The organism is Collinsella sp. AM34-10 (genome assembly GCF_003469185.1).
Lineage (GTDB): Bacteria > Actinomycetota > Coriobacteriia > Coriobacteriales > Coriobacteriaceae > Collinsella.
In genome coordinates this window covers 24,985-46,983 of sequence record NZ_QSIL01000008.1, presented here as the reverse complement: position 1 = coordinate 46,983, position 21,999 = coordinate 24,985, and the positions used below count along the sequence as shown (strand labels likewise).

At 60.1% G+C, this 21,999-nt stretch carries 18 protein-coding genes; 12 read left to right on the top strand and 6 right to left on the bottom strand.

Translation table 11 applies throughout. The features are described 5' to 3' along the window. Window positions 1-366 precede the first annotated feature (366 nt). On the top strand, window positions 367-1,458 hold the full coding sequence (locus DW823_RS08160; protein WP_199574416.1) for a GGDEF domain-containing protein: 1,092 nt from the start codon (window positions 367-369) through the stop codon (window positions 1,456-1,458). Window positions 1,459-1,636: 178 nt separating this feature from the next. Here DW823_RS08160 and DW823_RS08155 read toward each other — a convergent pair whose 3' ends face one another. Genes DW823_RS08155 through DW823_RS08145 form a run of 3 tightly spaced genes read right to left on the bottom strand, consistent with a single transcriptional unit; the run spans window position 1,637 to window position 5,862 of the window. Continuing rightward, window positions 1,637-3,556 carry an ABC transporter ATP-binding protein gene (locus tag DW823_RS08155; protein WP_118081662.1) on the bottom strand — a complete coding sequence of 640 codons (1,920 nt, stop codon included), beginning with the start codon at window positions 3,554-3,556 and terminating at the stop codon, window positions 1,637-1,639. After that, the gene (locus DW823_RS08150) at window positions 3,549-5,363 is read right to left on the bottom strand and encodes an ABC transporter ATP-binding protein (protein WP_055286297.1); all 1,815 of its coding nucleotides are present in this window, start codon (window positions 5,361-5,363) and stop codon (window positions 3,549-3,551) included. The genes DW823_RS08155 and DW823_RS08150 overlap by 8 nt, the downstream gene beginning before the upstream one ends. Continuing rightward, complete coding sequence (locus DW823_RS08145) at window positions 5,356-5,862, bottom strand: MarR family winged helix-turn-helix transcriptional regulator (RefSeq protein WP_055286298.1); 507 nt, start codon at window positions 5,860-5,862, stop codon at window positions 5,356-5,358. The genes DW823_RS08150 and DW823_RS08145 overlap by 8 nt, the downstream gene beginning before the upstream one ends. 693 nt (window positions 5,863-6,555) lie before the next feature. Between DW823_RS08145 and DW823_RS08140 the strand changes: the two genes are divergently transcribed. From DW823_RS08140 to DW823_RS08130, 3 genes are all read left to right on the top strand, one after another. Then, window positions 6,556-7,380: a PfkB family carbohydrate kinase gene (locus tag DW823_RS08140; protein WP_055286300.1), complete on the top strand. Its 825-nt coding sequence runs from the start codon at window positions 6,556-6,558 to the stop codon at window positions 7,378-7,380. Beyond that, entirely contained in the window at window positions 7,373-7,702 is a 330-nt protein-coding gene (locus DW823_RS08135) for a TIGR04076 family protein (protein WP_082421876.1), read from the top strand. The genes DW823_RS08140 and DW823_RS08135 overlap by 8 nt, the downstream gene beginning before the upstream one ends. A 183-nt stretch (window positions 7,703-7,885) precedes the next feature. After that, complete coding sequence (locus DW823_RS08130) at window positions 7,886-9,247, top strand: ATP-binding protein (protein ID WP_118081660.1); 1,362 nt, start codon at window positions 7,886-7,888, stop codon at window positions 9,245-9,247. Between the two features lie 46 nt (window positions 9,248-9,293). Here DW823_RS08130 and DW823_RS08125 read toward each other — a convergent pair whose 3' ends face one another. The 3 genes from DW823_RS08125 to DW823_RS08115 all read right to left on the bottom strand — a co-directional run bounded on the left by DW823_RS08125 (window position 9,294) and on the right by DW823_RS08115 (window position 12,602). After that, window positions 9,294-9,740, bottom strand: coding sequence for a low molecular weight protein-tyrosine-phosphatase (locus DW823_RS08125; protein WP_118081657.1), 447 nt, complete (start codon window positions 9,738-9,740; stop codon window positions 9,294-9,296). A gap of 33 nt (window positions 9,741-9,773) precedes the next feature. Continuing rightward, window positions 9,774-11,144, bottom strand: coding sequence for an ATP-binding protein (locus tag DW823_RS08120; protein WP_118081655.1), 1,371 nt, complete (start codon window positions 11,142-11,144; stop codon window positions 9,774-9,776). Between the two features lie 195 nt (window positions 11,145-11,339). After that, window positions 11,340-12,602, bottom strand: coding sequence for an MFS transporter (locus tag DW823_RS08115; protein ID WP_233543051.1), 1,263 nt, complete (start codon window positions 12,600-12,602; stop codon window positions 11,340-11,342). Window positions 12,603-12,754: 152 nt separating this feature from the next. Here DW823_RS08115 and idi point away from each other — a divergent pair, with 152 nt between their 5' ends. From idi to DW823_RS08075, 8 genes are all read left to right on the top strand, one after another. Then, a complete protein-coding gene (gene idi / locus DW823_RS08110; protein WP_158566082.1) occupies window positions 12,755-13,702 on the top strand; it encodes an isopentenyl-diphosphate Delta-isomerase in 948 nt (315 codons plus the stop codon). Between the two features lie 243 nt (window positions 13,703-13,945). Then, the gene (locus tag DW823_RS08105; RefSeq protein WP_199574414.1) at window positions 13,946-15,403 is read left to right on the top strand and encodes an SLC13 family permease; all 1,458 of its coding nucleotides are present in this window, start codon (window positions 13,946-13,948) and stop codon (window positions 15,401-15,403) included. 142 nt (window positions 15,404-15,545) lie between these two features. Further along, a complete protein-coding gene (locus DW823_RS08100) occupies window positions 15,546-17,033 on the top strand; it encodes a UbiD family decarboxylase (protein ID WP_118081653.1) in 1,488 nt (495 codons plus the stop codon). Window positions 17,034-17,223: 190 nt separating this feature from the next. Next, on the top strand, window positions 17,224-17,802 hold the full coding sequence (locus DW823_RS08095) for a UbiX family flavin prenyltransferase (protein ID WP_117655372.1): 579 nt from the start codon (window positions 17,224-17,226) through the stop codon (window positions 17,800-17,802). Window positions 17,803-17,894: 92 nt separating this feature from the next. After that, a complete protein-coding gene (locus tag DW823_RS08090; RefSeq protein WP_117655373.1) occupies window positions 17,895-18,764 on the top strand; it encodes a MerR family transcriptional regulator in 870 nt (289 codons plus the stop codon). A 195-nt stretch (window positions 18,765-18,959) separates the two neighbouring features. After that, window positions 18,960-19,829, top strand: a complete 870-nt coding sequence (locus tag DW823_RS08085) for a hypothetical protein (RefSeq protein ID WP_118081651.1) — start codon at window positions 18,960-18,962, stop codon at window positions 19,827-19,829. Window positions 19,830-19,908: 79 nt separating this feature from the next. Further along, the gene (locus DW823_RS08080; protein ID WP_118081649.1) at window positions 19,909-20,802 is read left to right on the top strand and encodes an aldose 1-epimerase family protein; all 894 of its coding nucleotides are present in this window, start codon (window positions 19,909-19,911) and stop codon (window positions 20,800-20,802) included. A gap of 263 nt (window positions 20,803-21,065) precedes the next feature. Then, window positions 21,066-21,992, top strand: coding sequence for a transporter substrate-binding domain-containing protein (locus DW823_RS08075; RefSeq protein WP_117758454.1), 927 nt, complete (start codon window positions 21,066-21,068; stop codon window positions 21,990-21,992). The last annotated feature ends 7 nt before the right edge of the window (window positions 21,993-21,999 follow it).

Sequence of the window (21,999 nt, the reverse complement as noted above, 5' to 3'; positions counted from 1 at the left end):
AAACTCCTTGCGTTTAAGGTGCGTTTGCAGCACAGGGCTACCAAGGATACCACCCGTCCCAAAAGACTGTTTTGGGGCCGCGCCACGAAAATGACCTATCTACTACGTTTGAACCGTATGGGTCGACCATGCCTGGTTTTACAGAAAATCGGCAAGCCGTTTACCTGCGGTTTTTATTTCGCGAAATTTGGCATGGTTGAGGGCGATCGGTTAAACGTAGTAGATAGGCGCATTTCGTGGCGAACGAATCAAGCCGAGGTGCAAAATAGCCCCCGTCCTAGAAAAATCATCTGGTAGAGTTGACCCCGCATGATTTACAAGACGCTATGCGCCACCTACTCTTTTGTCATTTAGGGGATTGAACTCGTGAGTACTTCTGTCGCCAAGAAGGCCAGCCAGGCGGTGCGCCTGCTCATGATGGTGCTCACGGCAGTTCTCATCTTCTTCTTCATCAATGTCATGCTGCTCGTCTCCGATATCCAGGGCACGGCGCGCGTGGTCAACTACGCCGGTCTGGTGCGCGGTACCACGCAGCGAATCGTTAAGCTCGAGGATGCGGGCCAGCCTCAAGATGACCTGCTCAAAGCCGTGGATTCATACATCAACGGTTTGCGTTACGGAAGTGACGACCTCAACCTCGTCCGTCTCGACGACGATGAGTATCAGGCAAAGATGACCGAGCTTGCAAACTATTTTGATGAGCTTTGCGCCGAGATCGTCCGCGTGCGCGAAGTCGGCTACGAGAACACTGACATTATCGCCATGAGCGAGGAGTTCTTTGGCATTTGCGACGATGCTACGCGACTCGCAGAGGACTACTCTCAGGAGAAGGCGTCGGCGCTCAACTATCTCGAGGGCCTGGTGATCATCGACATCATGGGCTTGGTGACGACCTTTGCGGTCGAGCTTGTTCGCGCGGTGCGAACTGCCGCGCTCAATCGCGAACTGCAGAGCAAAGTCTATCTCGACGAAGCCACGGGACTGCCCAACAAGAACAAGTGCGAGGAGATCTTGGGGCAGGAGCAGCCCGTTTCCGCTGAAGCGCCCGTTGCGCTGTGCGTCTTCGATCTTAACAATCTGCATACGGTCAATAACACCTTTGGCCACGAGAAGGGTGACGAATACATCCGTTCTTTTGCCCGGCAGCTGGGGCGCGTGGCGTCCGAGACTTGCTTTGTGGGCCGCGACGGCGGCGATGAGTTTATCGCGGTGCTGTGGGATGCCGATCGGGCTGCCGTGGAGTCCTGTCTCGCTCAGGTTCGTGCGAACGTGAACGAGTATTCCGGGGCCCACCCCGACATGCCTATCAGCTATGCGGTGGGCTACGCGCTTTCCAGTGATTTTGACGAGCCGCCTACCATGCGTGAACTCTTTTCCCAGGCCGACAAAAACATGTACATCGACAAGAACCGCGTAAAGACAGCCGAGGCAGCCGGGCCGCAACGCGAGGAACGGTAAGCCCGTAATAGAAGGTATAGAAAAGCCTCCGCGGCTCGTGTGGCTGCGGAGGCTTTATTCGTTGCGGCGCATCGTGTTTGGGTCGTTGAGATGAGTCGATTTACCGCGAAAGAGGAGGGCATTGATTAGGGTCGTGCCCGACGAATGAGCGGCAAATCGGCCATCTCGGCGAGCCGAACTACTCCAGCTCAAACGCTCCGGTATAGAGCTGATAGTAATATCCGCGCTTGGCGATTAGCTCGTCGTGGTTGCCGCGCTCGATGATGCGGCCGTGGTCCAGGCAGATGATCGCGTCGGAGTTGCGCACGGTGGACAGGCGATGCGCGATGACAAACGTCGTGCGCCCCTCCATGAGCTTGTCCATACCCGCTTGCACGATAGCCTCGGTGCGGGTATCAATGCTCGATGTGGCCTCGTCCAAGATCATCGCCGGCGGATCGGCGACGGCGGCGCGTGCGATCGAGATCAACTGGCGCTGGCCCTGCGACAGCTGCGCGCCGTTGCCGGTGAGCATGGTGTCGTAGCCGTCGGGCAGGCGGGTGATGAAGTCGTCGGCGCCCGCGAGCTTGGCCGCCGCGATGCACTCCTCGTCGGTAGCGTCCAGGTTGCCGTAGCGGATGTTATCCATCACGGTGCCGGTGAACAGGTTTACGTCCTGCAGCACGACGCCCAGTGAGCGGCGCAGATCGGCCTTACGGATCTTGTTGACGTTAATGCCGTCGTAGCGGATCTTGCCGTCGGCAATGTCATAGAAGCGGTTGATGAGGTTGGTGATGGTCGTCTTACCGGCACCGGTGGCGCCGACAAACGCGACCTTCTGGCCCGGCTTGGCAAACACGGACACGCCGTGCAGCACCTCGTGGTCGGGCGTGTAGCCAAAGTCGACGTTGTCCATGACCAGGTCGCCGCGCAGTGGCACGTACTCGATCTCGCCGGTTGCGCGGTGCGGATGTTTCCATGCCCACATGCCGGTATGGTGGTCGGCCTCCTCGAGCTGCCAGGTATCGGGGTTCACCTGCGCGTTGACAAGCGTCACGTAGCCTTCATCGGCCTCGGGCTTCTCGTCGATGAGCTCAAAGATACGGTCGGCGCCGGCGAGGCCCATGACCACGGCGTTGATCTGCTGCGAGATCTGGCCGATCTGTCCGCAGAACTGCTTGGTCATGTTGAGGAACGGCACCACGACGGCGATGGACAACGCCATGCCCGAGATGCTCAGGTTAGGCACGCCCAGCGCCAGGAAAATGCCGCCGGCAAGGGCCACCAGCACGTAGAGCAGGTTGCCCAGGTTCATAAGGATGGGCATGAGGATGTTGGCGTACATGTTGGCCTTCTGGGAAACCTCGAAGAGCTTTTCGTTGCGCTCGTCAAAATCGGCCTCGGCGGCAGACTCGTGGCAGAATGCCTTGACGACCTTCTGGCCGTTCATGACTTCCTCGATATGGCCCTCGACCACGCCGAGCTCGGTCTGCTGCGCAATAAAGAAACGCGCGGAGTTGGAGCCGAGCAGCTTGGTCATAAAGGTCATAAAGGCGACGCCGGCCACAATGACCAGGCACATCCACACGCTGTAGTACAGCATGATAAAGAACACCGTGACGATGACGATGGTCGTCATGAGCAGGTTGGGCAGCGACTGACTGATCATCTGGCGCAGCGTGTCGATGTCGTTGGTGTAGTGGCTCATGATGTCGCCGCGCTGGTGCGTGTCGAAGTAGCGAATCGGCAGGTCCTGCATGCGGTTGAACATCTTCTCGCGCAGCTTCTCGAGCGAGCCCTGCGTGACGATGGCCATGGCGCGGTTCCAGAAGAGCGAGGACAGGATGCCGACGCCGTAGATGCAGGCGAGGGTGGTCACGAGCTGTGCGATCTTGGGCTGTGCGGCTTCCCAATCGCCCGACTGCCACGATTCGCTAATAATCTGCAGAGCGCTCTGAAGGAAGGTCGCACCGATGGAGTTGATGATGGCGCAGAGCACCACGCCGACAACGACGAGGGGCAAAAGCACGGGGTAGAAGCCAAAGAGCGTCTTGATGAGGCGCGACATGGTGCCGCCCTTGCGGTTGAGTGCGCGCTCGGCGGTCGTTGCCTTACTCATGTGCCTCGCCTCCTTCCTGGGTCTGGGCTTGCGTTGCGGATGCCTCGGTGTCGGCCTCGACGGCCCCTTCGCCCTCGGCAGACATCTTGTTTTGCGAGGTAAAGGTCTCGCGGTAGATCTCGCTTGTCTTGAGCAGCTCGTCATGGTTGCCGATTTGCGCGATGCGGCCACCCTCCATGACGATGATGCGGTCTGCGTCCTGCACGGAGCTGATGCGCTGGGCGATGATGAGCTTGGTCGTGTTGGGCAGATAGCTTGCCAACCCTGCGCGGATCTTGGCGTCGGTCTTGGTGTCGACGGCGCTGGTGGAGTCGTCCAGGATCAAGATCTTGGGGCGACGCAGCAGGGCACGCGCAATGCACAGGCGCTGCTTCTGACCGCCGGAAACATTGGAGCCGCCCTGCTCGATCCAGGTGTCATAACCCTTGGGGAAGCCATCGACAAACTCATCGGCGCAGGCCAGATGTGCCGCCTCGCGGACTTCCTCGTCGGTGGCGTTCGGGTCGCCCCAGCGCAGGTTTTCGGCAATGGTGCCGCTAAACAGTACGTTTTTCTGCAGCACCATGGCCACCTGGTGGCGCAGGGCGTCCAAGTCGTAGTCGCGCACGTCCATGCCGCCCACGCGCACGGTGCCCTCGGTGGCGTCGTACAGGCGGGCGATGAGGTTAACGAGCGTGGACTTGGCCGAGCCGGTACCGCCGATGATGCCGATGGTTTCGCCGCTCTTAATGTGCAGGTCGATATCGTCGAGCGCCTGGCGCTTTGCATGCGCGGAATACTTAAAGCTCACGTGGTCAAAGTCGATGGAACCGTCGGTAACCTCGAGCACGGGCTCGGCGGGATCGGCGATCGTGGGCTCGGCGGCCAGCACCTCGGTAATGCGGTGCGCCGATTCGTCGGCCATGGTCACCATGACAAAGATCATCGACAGCTGCATCAGGCTCATGAGGATCGCGAAGCCATAGGTAAAGATCGAGGAGAGCTGGCCCACGTCGAACAGCGTGCCCTGGCTCGTGATGATGAGCTTGGATCCCAGGTAGATGATGACGACAAATGCGCCGTTGACGCAGATGTTCATCATGGGGTTGTTAAAGGCGAGCAGCTTCTCGGCGCGGGTGAAGTCCATCTGGACGTCGCGCGCGGCGGTGGCGAACTTCTCCTTCTCAAAGTCTTCGCGCACATAGCTCTTGACCACGCGCATGCCGGTGACGTTTTCCTCGACGGACTCGTTAAGGGCGTCGTACTTGTGGAACACGCGCGAGAAGATGGGGCGTACCTTAAAGATGATAAAGAACAGTCCAAAGCCCAGCAGCGGAATGATGACCAGGTAGACCATGGCGACGCTGCCGCCCATGATAAATGCCATGGTAAAAGCGAAGATCAAGACCAGCGGCGCGCGCACGGCGATACGGATGATCATCATAAAGGCCTGCTGAACGTTGTTGATGTCAGTGGTCAGACGCGTGACGAGCGAGGAGCTCGAGAACTCATCGATGTTGGCAAAGCTGAACGTCTGGATCTTGTAGAACAGGTCGTGACGCAGGTTCTTGGCGAAGCCGCAGCTCGCATGGCTGCAGGTGACGCCGGCAGCGGCACCAAAAGCAAGCGACGTCAGTGCGATGAGCACCAAAAAGCCTGCGGTGGGAAGCATCTCGGCTACGGTGGCACCGTCTTTGATGGCGTCGATCAGGTTGGCGGTGATAAATGGAATTAGCACCTCGCAGAGCACCTCGCCAAGCACGAGCAATGGCGTGGCAACAGCGACTTTCATATAGTCGCGGATGCTGCCCATGAGGGTTTTAATCATCCAGTTCCTCCCAGGTTACACGGATTTTCTCGAGCATTTCGGCGAGCTGCTCGCGCTCGTCGTGAGTGAGGGCACTAAAGGCCCGTTCTCTAAAGCGGATGCGGGCCGCCTGGTCGATGCGGGCGTTTTCCCGGCCGGTTTCGGTCAGGCGAATGGTGAGTTGCCGTCGATCCTTGGGGTTACGGCTGCGCTCGATGAGGCCGTTGACCTCGAGCTTGGACAGGATCTCGGAAAGCGACCCCGGCTTGAGGTCAAAGTGCATGCCGAGTTCCTGCTGCGACATCTCGCCGCCGGGCTGCTTGGCCAGCAGGCAGATGATGGGCGCCTTGCCGGACACGCCTCCGCCATGAAAATGCATGTAATGGCCGCAAAAACCCAGGCCGCTCAGGATGCGCTTGGCGAGTTTGTCTTCGGCACTGACCGCTTCGGGTACATCCGCCGGCTGTGACGGGTCGCCGCCGGGCTCGTGCGAACAAAGGTTAAGAGGTTCATCGCACATGAATTAGTGTTGCTCCTTTCTTTAGTTAGGTAGTGGAATTGTTTTGTGCCTAACCAATCTAGGAGCATGAGAAATGAATGTCAAGGTACCAAACTTATTAAGTTACGGCGTTTTGCCAAACGCCGTAACCGCTCGACGTTGCAAACGTTCCTAAGCGGCAATCTGGCGTTCAATCGTCGGGCATGGCCACAAGGCCTATGCCCTCCTCTTTCACGTCACCTTGCTCGCTTAGGAACGCTTTCGCTGTCCGTCCTCAATCTGCAGCGCTGCCTCGGTTGGCATTTGAGTGATCCGTGGGGGACGGAGGAAAACGAATCATTTTGGGCTGCGGTGACACCCTTTCGAAGTTGCTTTGTCCAAAACTATGCCGGATTACTACGATGAATTCGAAATATCAGACCTCGGCATTGTTTTTCGTATAATCACAAGCTGTCTACCTGCGGTTTTTCCGGAGTGCAATTCGTTGTGGTTGGAAGCTGACGGTTTATCGTAGTAATCCGGCATAGTTTTGGAATGGTAGTAAATAGATGGCAGCTACTGTGCCGCTACCGCCGCGATTTTGCCTCCCATTTCCGTAACCTTTCCGCAACAATGTGCCCTCCTCGGCGCCTGCGCCCGCTTGCAACGTCCCCTGCGCTACACTTAGTCGCACTGTGGCGCCGTCGCGTCGCACCCGACCCAAGGGGGACACTCATGAAGAACACTCAGCTGCTGCTGATCAACGATATGTGCGGTTACGGCAAGGTCGCGCTTTCTGCCATGCTGCCGGTGCTGTCGCACATGGGCTATCGCATCCACAACCTGCCGACGGCCCTCGTATCCGATACGCTCAACTACCCCAAGTTCTACATCCACGACACCACGGAGTATGTCCGCCAGAGCCTCGCCATCTGGGAGGAACTCGGCTTTGAATTCGACGCCATCTCGACCGGCTTTATCGTGACCGAAGAAGAGGCGCGCATCATCTCGGACTTTTGCCACCGCCGCGCGCAAAAGGGCACCAAAGTGTTCGTCGACCCCATCATGGCCGACAACGGCAGGCTCTACGCTGGCGTGCCCGAGTCGACCATCGGCCTTATGCGCAGCCTGGTCGAGTGCGCCGACTACGCGGTGCCCAACTATACCGAGGCGTGTCTGCTCACCGATACGCCTATGGCCGAGCAGATTACGGCCGACGAGGCTCGTACGCTCGTGGATGCCATGCTCGCGTTGGGCGCCAAGTCGGTGGTCATCACGAGCGCAAAGGTCGACGGGGCGAGTGCCGTTATCGGCTACGACCATGTGGCGGGAGAGTACTTTACGATTCCCTTTGAGCTGATCCCGGTGTATTTCCCGGGCACGGGCGATACGTTCTCGTCGGTGCTCGTGGGTCGCGTTATGGCCGGCTGGAGCCTGCAACGTGCGACGACCGACGCTATGCGTGTGGTGGCCGAGCTTATCGAGCGCAATGCCGACCAAGAGGACAAGTCGGCCGGCCTTCCCATCGAGGCCTGCCTGGATGTGATTGACCATGAGTAACGCCGGCGAGGGCGGCGTCAAGCCTGCGGGCGAGAGCAAGCCGTTCGGTGCGCCGCGGGGCAAGCGTCCGCGTATCCGCGTGAGCTGCGTGGACCAGCTGGGTGCGTGTCGCTGCCACCATGGTCATAAGCCGGGCGATGTCTTTGACTTCGACCGAGACCGCGGCAAGATGTGCGCCATGGCCTGCCATGTGGGCTTTCCCTATATCGATATCCTGCGCTACGGCGGAACCGTGCCTGGCAACGAGCCCGGTACGGCAAAGTTCTGCTGCCCCGAGGTCGATACGCTGAACGTTTGGCTTGCCGAGGTCGTCGACGAGTAGCTGAGCGCAATGTGACAAAGGGACAGTTCTTTTGTCACATTCGCGGGTGGTGTCCCTTCTTTTTGCTTATAATCTCAAATCTCTGCATTTCATCAGATTTTAGGTTCTAAAAATTCTGCGTTTCATCGATAATCAAGCGTATAAAACTTTGCATTTCATTTGATGACACCGAGGGGAGAGCCTATGCTGCGCAGGAAAATAGCGGCAGAGCTGGAGCGTTGGCTGAAGTCTTCCGAGCAAAAGGCCTTGTTCATTACGGGTTCTCGCCAGATTGGCAAAAGCTATTCGATTCGCGCATTTGGCAAAGCCAACCATGCAACCTACATCGAGCTTAACCTCATGGAAAACCGCCAGGCAAAAGATGCTCTTCTCGAGGCGCGGAATGCCGATGATTTCATCAGCAGGGTGACGCTTCTTTCGGGAAAGTCGATTGCGCCAGGCAAAACGCTCGTGTTTATCGATGAGGTCCAAGAGGCCCCCGACATCATGACGATGGCAAAGTTCCTTGTTGAGGACGGGAGGTGCCGCTGGGCGTTTTCGGGGTCAATGCTCGGGACTCAGTTCAAGGGCGTCAGGTCCTATCCCGTGGGGTATGTCCACGAGCTTAGGATGTTCCCGCTCGATTTTGAGGAGTTTTGCTGGGCAACCGGGGTGAGCGAGGGGGCTCGCCAAACGATACGTGACGCGTGTATCAGCGAGAGGCCCGTTCCTGATTACATTCATGACGCGATGATGGCAAACTTCAGGACCTATACCGTTGTCGGCGGAATGCCGGAGGTCGTGCAGCGTTTCCTTGACACGCAGGGCGACCTTGCCTCTGTTCGTCAGCTACAGTCAGAGCTCAACGAACAGTACCGGCGGGATATCTCCAAGTATGCAAGCGGGCGAGCCCTTCAGGTGCAGAGCATTTACGATCAGCTCCCTATTATGCTCGAGGGCGAAAACAAGCGCTTCGTGCTCAATTCCATTGACCCCAAGGCTCACTACGAGAAGTATCAGCGAGATTTTGTATGGCTTGTCGATGCCGGCGTTGCTCTCAAAGCCGATATCGTAACCGAGCCAAAATCGCCCTTGCTCAAGACGGCACGGCCATCGCAGTTCAAGCTATATCAATCGGATACGGGCATGTTGATGGCGCGCTACCCCGTCGGAGTCGCCCAAGCGGCGTATCTTGATAGCAAGGAGCCCAATCTGGGCGGCATTTACGAAAACGTGGTGGCCCAGCAGCTGGCTGCCCAAAATCGCCAGCTTTACTACTATCAGACAAAAAAGCGCGGTGAAGTGGACTTTGTGGTCGATGGACCGGATGGGACGGCTGTTCCGATCGAGGTTAAATCGGGCTCCTATTACCACGCGCACGCTGCGCTCGGTCATGTGCTTGATACGGCTGAATATGGCGTAAGGCTCGGGATTGTTTTCTCGAGAGGCAACGTTGAGCGCAACGGAGCGGTTCTCTATTTGCCGCTATATGCGACCTGGGCCCTTTCGGATGTTTTGGGCGACTCCTGCGCCGAGGGGATAAAGCTGGAGGTCAAGCCGGTCTAGGGCTAGTCCCGGATGTGACAAAGGCGTGGCCCGCGACCTCGATTGCCTACAGCTGCTCGAGCATAGCGGTGCAGCCGTCGAGTACGTCGCGGTAGGTGGCATCGAAATTGCCGGTGTACCAGGGGTCGGCCACGTCGCCGGGGCGCTCGGTCCAATCGAGCATGCGCGTAATCTTGCCGTCGGGGTCGTCGCCAAAGATGCGACGCAGGCCACGCGCGTTCTCGTCGTCCATATAGACAATGTGGTCCCAGTCGCCATACTCCGCGCGACGCACCTGACGTGCACGATGTGCGACGACGGGAATCCCGACCTCGCGCAGCTTGGCAACGGTACCGTGGTGTGGCGGGTTGCCGATCTCCTCGGTCGAGGTCGCAGCGGAGTCAATGACAAACTCGCCCGCGCGCCCGGCGCGCCGCACCAGCTCGGTAAACACCGACTCAGCCATCGTCGAGCGACAGATGTTGCCATGGCAGATAAACAGTATGCGTTGCATGAGCGGTTTCCTTTCTAGGCGGTCGTGCAGGGCTTACAGACTGCTCTTGAGGCAGTTTGCTCCAATAAAGCCCGCTGCGTACAAGGGGAGGTGGCGTAGCTCGCGCCCGTCATCGGTTTCGCTGCGGAAAAAATTGTTCTCGGACAAAATGTAGGCATATGGCGATCGGGCTTTGTCCATGAACGACCCGAGGGTTCTCGCGCGCACGTTGCGTGCGGACTTTACCTCGACGGGCACGATTTCCATACGGTCGGTCTGAAGTAGAAAATCGAGCTCGCCGGTCGTCTTCCAAGACGACGGCGGCACCCAGTAATACGTCTGCAAGCTGTTACCCGAAAATGCTTGCATGACCGAGTTTTCCGCCAGGGCGCCTCGGAAGTCGGAAGATAGCGCTATGGCGGAATCTTCTTTGAGGTCGAGCCAGAGCCTCGGGTTGATGCCGAGTTTGTAGAACATGAGGCCGGTATCGAGAAGATAGACCTTAAAGAAACTTCCATCTTCGTCGTCGAAGGGAACGAGGGGAGGCTCGATGCCTTCGGTCAGGTTGTTGACCGATATGATACCGGCGCCTTCGAGCCAGTCGAGCGGCTCGATAAGCTTGGCGCGACGGCCTCCGCGTTCGACCTCGGAGTACTTGAATTTTTTTGTGGACGATCTCAGCAGCTGGGACGGAATGGAGCGCCAGACCTTGCGTGCCGCCACGCCGCTGATCCCGTTTTCGGGGTCGGTCATATCGGCGGTATAGGTCTCGTTGATTTCGCGCTGCTCGACGCGCGCATCCTCGATGGATAACGTCTTGCGATATGCGTTGACGGCGGCGGGCATGCCGCCCACGATCTGGTATCGATGAAACAGGCTGAGCGCGGCTTGGTGCACGGCGTAGGTCTCGAGCGTGCCGGCGTGGGTACGAATGGCATCGGCCATCTGCTCCTCATCGAGCGCCCAGAGAAACTCCTCGAACGACATAGGATGCATGGTCTCTTGACGAACGCCGCTGGGAAAAGGCAGCTTACGTTTGCGCGTGGCGACGCCGAGCTGACTGCCGGTCGCGCATATGCGCCAGCCCGAACCCGAAAAAAAGCGAAGCGAGTTGAGCGCCCGTTCGCAGAGCTGCACCTCGTCAAACAGGATGAAGGTGGTTTCTTTGCGAATGGGGGCGCGTTTATAGTCTGAAATCCGCGCCACGATGGTGTCAACGTCGTCGGTGGGACAATCGAACAGCGGAGCGATCAGCTCAAGATCGGTCTGAAAGTCGAGTTTGACAAACGCATCGCCGGCGATTCGCCTGCCGATTTCCTCGGCAGCGTACGTTTTGCCTACGCGTCGCGCACCACGGATGAGGAGGGGGCGTGAGGCGTCCTTTGTCGCCCATGATTCGATAACGGACTCGATTGATCTGCGCATGGGGCCGCCTTTCCAATTTCGTGTACTTCAGATACATAGTTTAGTACGATTTCATGTACTTGAAATACACGAAATCGTAGAAAAGCGTGTATCTGAAATACACGAAATTGCACTGCCGGAGCTTGCAGGCGGATAAACACTACTAGTATGGGACGGTTTTCACTGGTTGCTCGCCACCTTGGGCTGTGTTCGTCCCTATGCCTGCATCCGGGGCTGTGCTGATTGACGACGGCGCTCCCAACGTGCCAGCTTAATCGTCACCAGCGTGAGCGCCCAGGCCACAAGCGAGAACGCGGCACCAACCGCGCCAACGTAGGCAATGCCAACGCTGCTTACCACGGCGCCGCCCACTGCGGTGCCAAACGAGATGCCGACGTTAAACGCCATGGGCTCAACCGAACTTGCGAGTACCATCGACTTGGGATGGCGGCTGCGTGCCACGTCCATAAAGTGCGTGATGCACGACACCGAGAACAGGTACATGAGCAACGCCAAGCTAAAGACAAAGACCAGCGCGAGCGGCATGGTGCCGCCCACGGCAAACAGCCCGAGTAACGCCGCAGCCTGCAGTACAAACGTCACAAGCAGTGCCTTCATGCCAAAACGCGCGTCGATCCATCCGCCCAAGATGTTCGAGACCAGGCAGAACACGCCGCAGGCCATAAGCGTGGTGCTCGCCTGAACGGTTCCCATACCCAGCACCTGCTCAAGATAAGGCGTCACGTAGCCGTAGAACACATAGACCGAGCCTACGCCAAACAAAAAGATGAGCATGCCGGTGATGATGCTCGGCTCGCGCAGCAGACCCGCCTGCTCGCGAAAGGTGGCAGGCTCATCGGTTTGCCCAGCGCGCGGCATAAACGCCACGAGCGCTCCGCAGATCAGAACGGCAAAGGTCAGCGTGCCGTACATGGCCACGTGCCAGTCGAGCGTGTCGGCCACGAACTTGCCGATCGAGGTCACAAAGACCATTGCCACGGAAAACGCACCATATACCACCGAGATGGCAAGTGAGGTTTGCTGTGGGGACAGCAGCTCGGGGATGTACGTCACACCCACGGCGAGCAGTGCGCCCGAGACGGAGCCCAGGACAATGCGCGAGATAAACAGCACCTGGAAGTTGGGCGCCAACGCCATGACCAGGTTGCCGAGCACAAAAACGATGCTGTAGCACACGAGCAGCTGGTAGCGGCGGAATCGCCCCGTGCTGAGCGCGAGCACCGGCGTGGCGATAGCGTAGACGAGCGCGAACACGCTGATGAGCTGGCCCGCAGTGGCAAGTGATACGCCGAGTTCCGTTGCCAAGTCGCTTTCGATGCCGATGACCACGAACTCCGAGCAGCCGAGCGAGAAGCCCAACAGCACGAGCAGCGCCAGGCAGAGCTTGGTGCGCGCGGGGGAGAGCGCGGCGGCGGTTGACTTACTTTTAGGCGTGGTTGCGGCGGTCAAGGTTGTCACTCCAATGTCGCATGAATAAGCGGGATTCAATCCCTGCAACTCTAACAGAATGTGTCAGGTGCCTGCCCCCTTTGTCGCAGGCTGCGCTTGCCTGTATAGTCGCAATACAGGCGAAGATGGTCTCAGGTACATCGCGGGCGACAGGAGATCCCATGGGTATGCACACGACAAAGGTTGCAGTGGGCGAGGGCAAGTTTGCGCTCGAGGCCCAGTTGACGGTGACGCCGCGCGGCATGGTGGTGTACGCCTGCTCGCCGGAGTACGCGCATCTGGGCGCCACGGCGCAGGCCATTCCGCGCCCTGAGCCCGGTCGCACGGCGACCGTGAGCATCCTGGCCGTTCCGTGCCATCGAGATGAGATCCCGGCGCACGATATCGCGGCGGCGCTGGCCACGCGCTTTGGCGTGCCGGTAGTTGCAAGCACGGGCTTTCATGTGGAGCATGCGACTGCGGACGATCTGCAGCGCGTGCTCGCTACCACCAAGGAGCTCATCGCCGCGCTCGAGGAGGCCGCCGCGCGCATCCTGCGCGCCGGCTGGGATGAGGGCGGTGCAGGCGCCGAGGTCGTGGCGGTCGATGCCGCGACCGGCGAGGCGCTTGGCCCTGTCGATCGCATCGAGGCACATGCCGGCGAGGGCATCCTGCATCAGGCATTTCTGACGCTTCTGGTCGAGGGCCAGGGCGAGGACGCGCGCCTGCTGCTCTGCCGCCGCAGTCCGCTCAAGCGCCTGTGGGGCGGGGTGCTGGCCGATAGCTGCGCCGGCCATCCGCTCCCCGGGGAAGACGTCGCGGCCGCCACGGCGCGTCGCATCAACGAAGAGCTTGGCATTGCGCGCGAGCCCGACCAGCTCAAGCACCTCGGTCACGTGGTGTATCGCGAGGATCACGGCGACGGCCGCTGCGAGTGCGAATGGTGCGAGGTGTTCGCAGCCCATGTTGAGCCGGGCGAGCTGCATATCAACCAAGAGGAGATCTCGGAGGTGCGTCGCGTGGCCCCGTCCGAGCTCAAAGGCTACCTGCAGGGTCACCCCGAGCAGCTGGCCCCCTGGCTCCGCGAGGCACTCAGCGACCCATCCATCCGTACGGCCCTCGCTATGTAACAAAGGTACAGTCCCTTTGCCATATCCAAACCGTCACAACATTCGATGAAAATCTCGAAATCGAGGAAAAGCGTCGAAGATTGTGACGGTTTTTGCCCAGAGGATCGCTTCTCATCCAAAAATCCCGCTTGACTGTATTGCCACAACACAGCGCAACGTAAGGGGCGTCCGATAACGGGCGCCCCTTTTTAAGCGGCAACGTGGTTGCGAATCCGGAGCGCCCCCAACAAGAAAGGTGGGGAGATGGAAGCGGAAAAGAAGGCGTTTAAGATCACCAAGCGCGAAATTGGCTTTGTGCTGGGTATCGTTGTCTTTTTGCTGGTGAAGTTTCTTCCTTTGGCGGAGCTGAGCTCGACGGTCGAGCTCACGGTCGGCGGTCAGACCTGTCTGGCACTGACGCTCGCCACGGTGGTGTTCTGGGCATGCGGTGTGGCGCAGCCGGGCTTTGTGGGCCTGCTCTATTGCGCGCTGCTCGTTCTATTCAAGGTGTGCGTGGACGACACGGGCGCCGCGAGCATCTCGGCGACGGTCGCCTCCACGTTTAGCTCGTGGACCAAAGCCACCATGTGGCTCGTCATTGGTGCCTACCTCATCGCCAGCGCGGTCAAGGAGTCGGGCCTGGGCGAGCGCATCGCCTATGCGTTTATGCTCAAGTTCGTGCGCGACGCCAAGTCGCTCATCATCTCGATCTTCGCGCTCACCTTTGTGCTGTCGCTGCTGATCCCGCATCCGTTCCCCCGCGCCTTCCTCATCCTCGCCGTCGTCTCGGTCATCGCCGAGTCCGCCGGCTACGGTGACGACGACAAGGGTAAGCTCGGCTTCCTCGTGTTTGCCGCTGCTGCCCCGGGCTCCATGTTCTTCCTGACGGGCGACTCCACACTCAACCCGCTCGTCGCGCAGTACAGCGCCGAGGCCGGCGGCATGAGCCCGTCCTTCGTCGACTGGTTCCTGTACATGAGCGTGCCCATGCTGGTCGCGCTGCTGTGCACCCTGTTCCTGGGCCTCTTCTTCTTTAAGCCCAGCAAGGAGCTCGTTTACGATCGCGAGCAGATCGTGGCCAAGCAGGCCGCGCTCGGCAAGCTCTCCGTCAAGGAGATCCGCACCATCGTGTGGCTTGTCATCGCCATCGCGCTGTGGCTCACCGTCTCGGGCGACTATATCGGCTGGGTCACCCTGGCCATTGGCGTCGCACTCGCCATGCCCATCATCGGCGAGGTCCTCACTCCTGCCAGCTGGAACGCTGTCGACATCAAGTCCCTCATGTTCCTGACGGCCGCCATGGCCGTGGGTTCCGTGGGCGGCGCCACCGGCATGAACGCCTGGATCGCCGACGTCGTGCTTCCCAGCTCCGTGCCCGAGAACATCTTCCTGTTCGCCCTGCTCGTCGCCGCGCTCTCCATGATCATCCACATGTTCATGGGCTCGGTCATGGCCGTGCTCGGTGTGTGCGTGCCGGCGTTCATCAGCTTCGCGGCCGGCTCCAGCGTAAGCCCGCTTGCCGTGGCGCTCATCGTCTTCACGTCCATCAACATCCACTACATCCTGCCGTTCCACAACCTGCCGATCCTTGTCGGCGAGGGCAAGGACGCCGGCGGCTACACCTCCAAAGAGGCCATGCGCATGGGCATTCCCCTCACCGCGGTCGTCTTTATCGTCGTGCTGGTCGAGGCCGCCTGGTTCCACCTCTTTGGCCTGATGTAAGCAGTCGAGTGCTTGGCTGTAATTAGCCGAGTGCTTGAACTGCGAGTGCCCGAGCGCCCCATCTATGAGCGCTGCGGCCCCATTACGTTACCAAGCCCGGCGGCATCCTCGCCGCCGGGCACTCTCCCGAAAGGAGCATGCTATGTCCACTACCGATGCTTCCCAGATCCACGACCTGCGCTCCGCGCTCGACTTTTTGCGCGAGATGCCGGGCCAGCTGCTCGAGACCGACACTCAGGTCGATCCCGATGCCGAGGTCTCGGGCGTCTACCGTCACGTCGGCGCCGGCGGCACCGTTATGCGCCCGACCAAAGAGGGTCCGGCGATGGTCTTCAACAACGTCAAGGGCTTTGACGATGCCAAAGTCTGCATCGGCATGCTTGCCAGCCGCAAGCGCGTTGCCGCCCTGCTCGACCTGGACGAGGAGCACCTGGGCCTCGAGATCGGCAAGCGCTTCGAGAACCTGATCGCGCCCGAGCAGATCGCCGAGGGTGCGCACGTCGACTGTCAGGAGGTCGTGTACAAGGCGACCGACGAGGGCTTTGACCTGCGCAAGATCGTTCCCGCTCCTACCAACACGCCCGTCGACGGCGGCCCCTACATCACCATGGGCCTCGCCTACGGCACGAGCCCCGACGGCTCCCAGTCCGACGTGACCATCCACCGCTTCTCCTGCGTCGACAAGGATAAGCTTGCCATGTGGATTACCCCCGGCAGCCGTCACCTGGGCGCGTTCTTTGACGAGTACTGCCAGCGCGGCGAAGACATGCCCATCTCCATCTCCATCGGTTTGGACCCCGCCGTGTACATGTGCTGCGGTTTTGAGGCTCCCACCACACCGCTCGGCTTCAACGAGCTGCAAATTGCCGGCGCCCTGCGCGGCCACGCTGTCGAGCTTGCCGACTGCGTCACCGTTCCGCAGAAGTGCATCGCCAATGCCGAGTACGTGCTCGAGGGCTACCTCATGCACGACGAGACCATCAACGAGGACGTCAACGGCCACGGCTACGCCATGCCCGAGTTCCCCGGCTACACCGGCGGCGCCAAGGTCTGCCCGGTGATCAAGATCACCGCCGTCACCACGCGTGTCAACCCCATTATGGAGAGCTGCATCGGCCCTTCGCACGAGCACGTGTCCATGGCCGGTATCCCCACCGAGGCTTCCATCTACAAGATGGTCGAGACCGCTATCCCGGGCCGCCTGCTCAACGTCCACGCTGCACCCTGCGGCGGCGGCAAGTTCGTTGCCATCATGCAGTTTAAGAAGTCGAGCAAAAATGACGAGGGCCGTCAGCGCAACGCCGCCATGCTCGCCTTCTCGGCATTCTCCGAGCTCAAGCATGTGATCTTGGTTGACGAGGATGTTGACATCTTTGATATGAGCGACGTGATGTGGGCCATGACCACGCGCTTCCAGGCCGACGTCGACCTCATCACCATCCCCGGCTGCCACTGCCACGTGCTCGACCCGTCCAACGACCCCGCGTTCGACCCCACGATTCGCGAGCACGGCATCGCCTGCAAGGCCATCTTCGACTGCACGGTTCCGTTCGACCTCAAGAAGAATTTCATTCGCTCGCAGTTCATGGAGATCGACAAGGACAAGTGGGCCAAGGAGATTGCTTTCTAAGGTTCCGGCGTTCTACCGAACGTCGGACCACTCGACGCTGCGCCCGCGCCTGGCGGGCAATCTGCCCCTCAACTGCGAAGGCATGGGCATAAGCCCTATGCCTTCTTGTTTCGGGGCACCTTGCCTCGCCAGACGCGCGCTCGCTGACATTGCCTGACCTATAGCTGCCATTTTGTTGTAAGGAGTCGCTATGTCTGATCCTGTGATCCGTCCCCGTCGCATTGTCGTTGGCGTGTCTGGCGCCAGCGGTGCCGCGCTGGGTCTTGAGTGCCTCAAATGCCTGCGCCAGGCAGGTGCCGAGTCGGCGCTTGTCGTCACGCGCGGGGGAGAGATCACCATCGAGCAGGAGCTCGGCATGACGCTCGACGAGTTTGCCACGCATGCCGATGTGGTCTACGACAACAAGAACATCGGCGCCGCCATCGCAAGCGGCACCTATCCGGTCGACGGCATGATCGTGGCCCCGTGCTCCATGAAGACGCTCGCCGGCATCGCGAGCGGCTACAGCGACAATCTGTTGCTGCGTGCGGCCGACGTGCAGATGAAAGAGCAGCGCCGCCTGGTGCTCATGGTGCGCGAGACGCCCTTCAGCGCCATTCATGTCGACAACATGGCGCGCCTTGCGCGCGTACCGGGCGTCATGCTCATGCCGCCCATGCTCACGTTTTACAACGGCCCCGCCACGCTCGATGACGCGGTGCACCACATCGCCGCCAAGGCGCTCGAGGCCGTCGGCGTGTCATGCGCAAACTATAAGCGCTGGTCATAGGCGTCTTTAGGGTAGGATACGAGTAGTGTTTGAGCCCGCTGCCCCTGTGGGCGGCGGGCTTTGTGCGCAAAAAGGATGTGTCGGGAGGACCTATGCAGACGGGCATGTATGCGATTAGCGAGATGGCGAGTTTGTTTAACGTTTCGCGCCAAACGCTCATCTACTACGACAAGATCGGCCTGTTTAAGCCCGCCGTGGTTAACGAAAAAGGCTACCGTTTCTATTCGCCCACGCAGATCCCGCTCATGCGTCTGATCTGCATGCTGCGCGACCTAGGGCTCGAACTCGATGAGATCGACCGCCTAGCCTCGACGTTCGACATTAGCGAGATGACCGACCACCTGCGCTCGCGGGTGCAGGCGCTCGACGAGCAGATTGCCGGGCTCAAAGCCGAGCGTGCGAGCGTGCAGGAGCGTCTGAGCTTTTACGACGAGGCAGTTTACTGGCGCGAGCGCGAGGGCAAGCCGGAGCTCAAGCAGTTCGAGCGCCGCTTCGTGGTCTTTGAGGAGTTTCCAGGCGATATCGAGCGCGGCCGCTCGATGCTTCACCCCACGCTCATGCGGGCCATCCTGCGCATGCGTGCGTTGACGGGCACGCGCCCTATGCGCGGCTGGGGTGCCATGCTGCGTCGTGAGGCGCTGCATTCCGACGACCCTATCGCCGGCGCGGGCTCCTTTGCCGTGCTGCCGCGCGGTGTCGAGGAACTGCTGCCGAGCGATCCCGCCGAGCTGGCAGAGATCGGCATCGAAGTGCTGCCCGAGGGCACATACCTGTGCATGAGCCGCTGGGGTATGCCGTACGAGCCCGAGGGCATCCGCGCCATCGTTGCCTGCATGGACGAGCACGCGCTCCAGCCCGTTGGCAACGCTTTCGACTTTTGCTACCTCGATACCACGAGCTACGACGAGTCCCACCAAGAGGACTTTTGCTGCATCCAAATCCCCGTTACCCTCCAGATGTGACAAAGGGACAGTCCCTTTGTCACATTCGCGGCATGGCTGCCGCCCAAACCATCACAACATTCGATGAAAATCTCGAAAACGAGGAAAAGCCTCGAATGTTGTGACGCTTTTCCTGTCTGTGCCGGCGAGCTCCCGTGTCATCTGGGGGTATAAGGCTAGCAAGTGTTTATTTGCGAGGCCAAGGGGGCGCCCCGTATGGATATCGATAACTTTGAATGGTGGTATAGCGAGGGCGAGGCTCCGGACGAAGAGTGGGACGAGCCCGCGCCGTGTGACGTGTCGAGCGACGAGGACGAGACCGGCAACGATGCCGGTGTCGAGCCTGAAGCCGCTTCCGATGCCGCCGAACCCCTAACCTTTGAACAGGCTTGGGCCCAGGCCGAGGCCGACGAGGCGAAGGCCGATGCCACGGCCACGCTCGGCGAGCCGGCTGATATGTCGATCTCGCCGGCAAAGACCCCACAGCCGCGCCATACCATCGACCCCGGCAGCACGGCATCCTTCAGCATACTCGACGTGCCCGCGCAGGGTGCCCAGGCGCCCGCCCCCACCCATCGCCCCAACCTGGCTCGCGAGGAAGACGCGGGCCGTCGCTCTCCGCTCGGCCCCATTCTCATCGCCTTTATGGCCGGCGTCATCGCTTGCTCGGCGATCGGCAGCATCTGGGGTCATGTCGAGCAGCAGCGCCAAGACGCCGCCAAGGTCGAGATGTCTGTCGAGCAATCGCTCAGCCGCACGCGCTCGGTGCATGTGTCGGTCGAGGTTAAGGACGGTGCGACATGGGACACCGCCCGCGGCGACAGCCAGATGCTCGTCCATATCGTGGGTCGCACGCTCAAGGGACAAGCAATCGACGAGTATCAATACGTCAATTCCGAAGGTGACGGTATCGAGCTCAAGCCCGGCGACTACGAGCTCACGGTTGATGAGCCGCCCGTCGCCACCGACGGCACGCGTTACCGCGCCTCAAAGCGCATGGTTCCGGTGAGTTTTAATTCACGGGCGCCCGATACGGTCGATAGCACGCCGCAGGGCGGGTTTGACCTTTACGCTATTGCTCAATAACTGCGCCTGACGCTCAACCCCGCCGCCAAGAGTGGGACAATAGCCCTCGATACTGTTGTTTATTTTTGGAGGAAGTAGCATGTCCACCGTCACTACCATCAAGCGCGGCGGCCTCACCGCGGCCATCGATTCCATGGGTGCCCAGCTCACGAGCCTTGCCCTCAACGGCAACGAGTATCTGTGGCAGGGCGACCCGGTCTTTTGGGGCAAGCACGCGCCCATTCTGTTCCCCATCGTGGGCTCACTGCGCAACAACACGGCAACATCTGCGGCTGGCACCTGCGAGATGCCGCGCCACGGCCTCGCGCGCATCGTCGAGCACAAGCTGGTCGAGGTCTCCGAGGACGGCTCGTCCGTCACCTACGAGATCACCGACACGCCCGAGTCGCTCAAGGCTTTCCCCTTCCACTTTAAGCTCAACATGACCTATGCCCTAACCGGCGACGCCACGCTTACCCAGACCTTTGCCGTCACCAACACCGGCGACGTGGACCTGCCGTTCTCGGTGGGCGGCCACCCTGCATTTAACGTGCCCGCCCCCGGTGCCGAGGACGAGACGTTCGAGGATTACGAGCTGGCATTTACCGAGGCTTGGACCAACGAGGCCCCCATCATCACGCCCGATGGCCTCATGACGTTCGAAGGCAGCTACAGGGCGCCCGATAACTCGGACGTGCTGCCCATCACGCACCGCAGCTTCGATAACGACGCCATCATGTTCACCGATACCCCGGGCTCCACGCTCACGCTGCGCGGTCGCAAGTCGGGCCACGGCGTCAAGATCGACTTTGAGGGCTTTAAGTACATCGGCGTGTGGTCTGCCGCCAACGACGCCCCGTTTGTGGCGCTTGAGCCTTGGTCCGGCCACACCACCATGGACACCGAGGACGACGTCTTTGAGCACAAGGTCAACACCATCACCTTGGCCCCCGGCGCTACCGATAAACGCAGCTTTAGCGTCACCTTGCTCTAGAGGTTCCGCCGCTCGGTCGATGCTGCGTGCCGTCCAGAGCGATAATTTGTCATTCAAAAGGCAAGGCATAGACCTTCTGGTCATGCCTTGTCTTTTTCATGCCACTTGTTCGCTCTGGACGTCGCTCGCCGGCATTGCCAAAACATCGACGTCCCCAATGACTACCGTGTGTCTATTAATTTTTCGAGCTTGTGCTGCGCTGCTGGTCGCTGGCGTATATCCTGTTAAGTCGTCAGCATACGATTCAACAGGGAAGGCAGATTATGCATTCTCCCCATCAACGCGACGCGCATCCACAGCTGGTGTGCAGCCGTCGCATCTTTTTGGGTAGCGCTCTCGCTGCGAGTGCTTCCGTTGTCGCCGGCGCGCTTGCCGGCTGCCAGCGTCCGTCCACGCTCAAGGTGGTTCAGCCCACGACGGGCGGCGGTCGCGACGACCTGTCCGATTCCGTGATCGGCAAGGACAAGATCCGTATCGGCATGGAGGCGGCCTACGCCCCGTACAACTGGCAGGTCTCCGAGGCCAGCGAGTACACCATTCCCATCGACAACGTGCAGGGAGCCTACGCCGATGGCTACGACGTGCAGATCGCCAAGATCGTCTGCAAGGCCCTCGGCGGCGAGCCCGTCGCCGTCAAGCAGAGCTTTTCGGGCCTTATTGACTCGCTCAACAACGGCCAGATCGACCTCATCATCGCCGGCATGAGCGCCACGCCCGAGCGTGAGGAGTCCGTCGGCTTTTCCGACCCGTACTTCATTGGCTACTTTGGCCTGTTCGTAAAAGAGGGTTCCCCCTACCAAAACGCCACCAAGCTTAGCGACTTTAGCGGTGCCACGGTGCTCGGCCAAAAGGACACCATGCTCGACACCGTCATCGACGAGATCCCGGGCGTTGTGCACAAGAACCCGGTCGATTCGGTTCCCACGGTGTTCTCGAACCTGCTGCAGGGCACGTGCGATGCCGTGACCTACAACACCGAGAACGAGAAGGGCTATATGGCCCAAAATCCCGGTATCGTCCCCATCCATTTTGCCGAGGGCGAGGGCTTTAAGCAGGAGGTCGCGGCAAACGTCGGCTGCCGCAAGGGCTCGGACAAGCTGCTTAAACTCATCGACAAGACACTCAAGGGCATTAGCCAAGAGGAACGCGACCAAATGTGGGACGCGTGCCTCGACCGTCAGCCGGCATAGGGAGGCA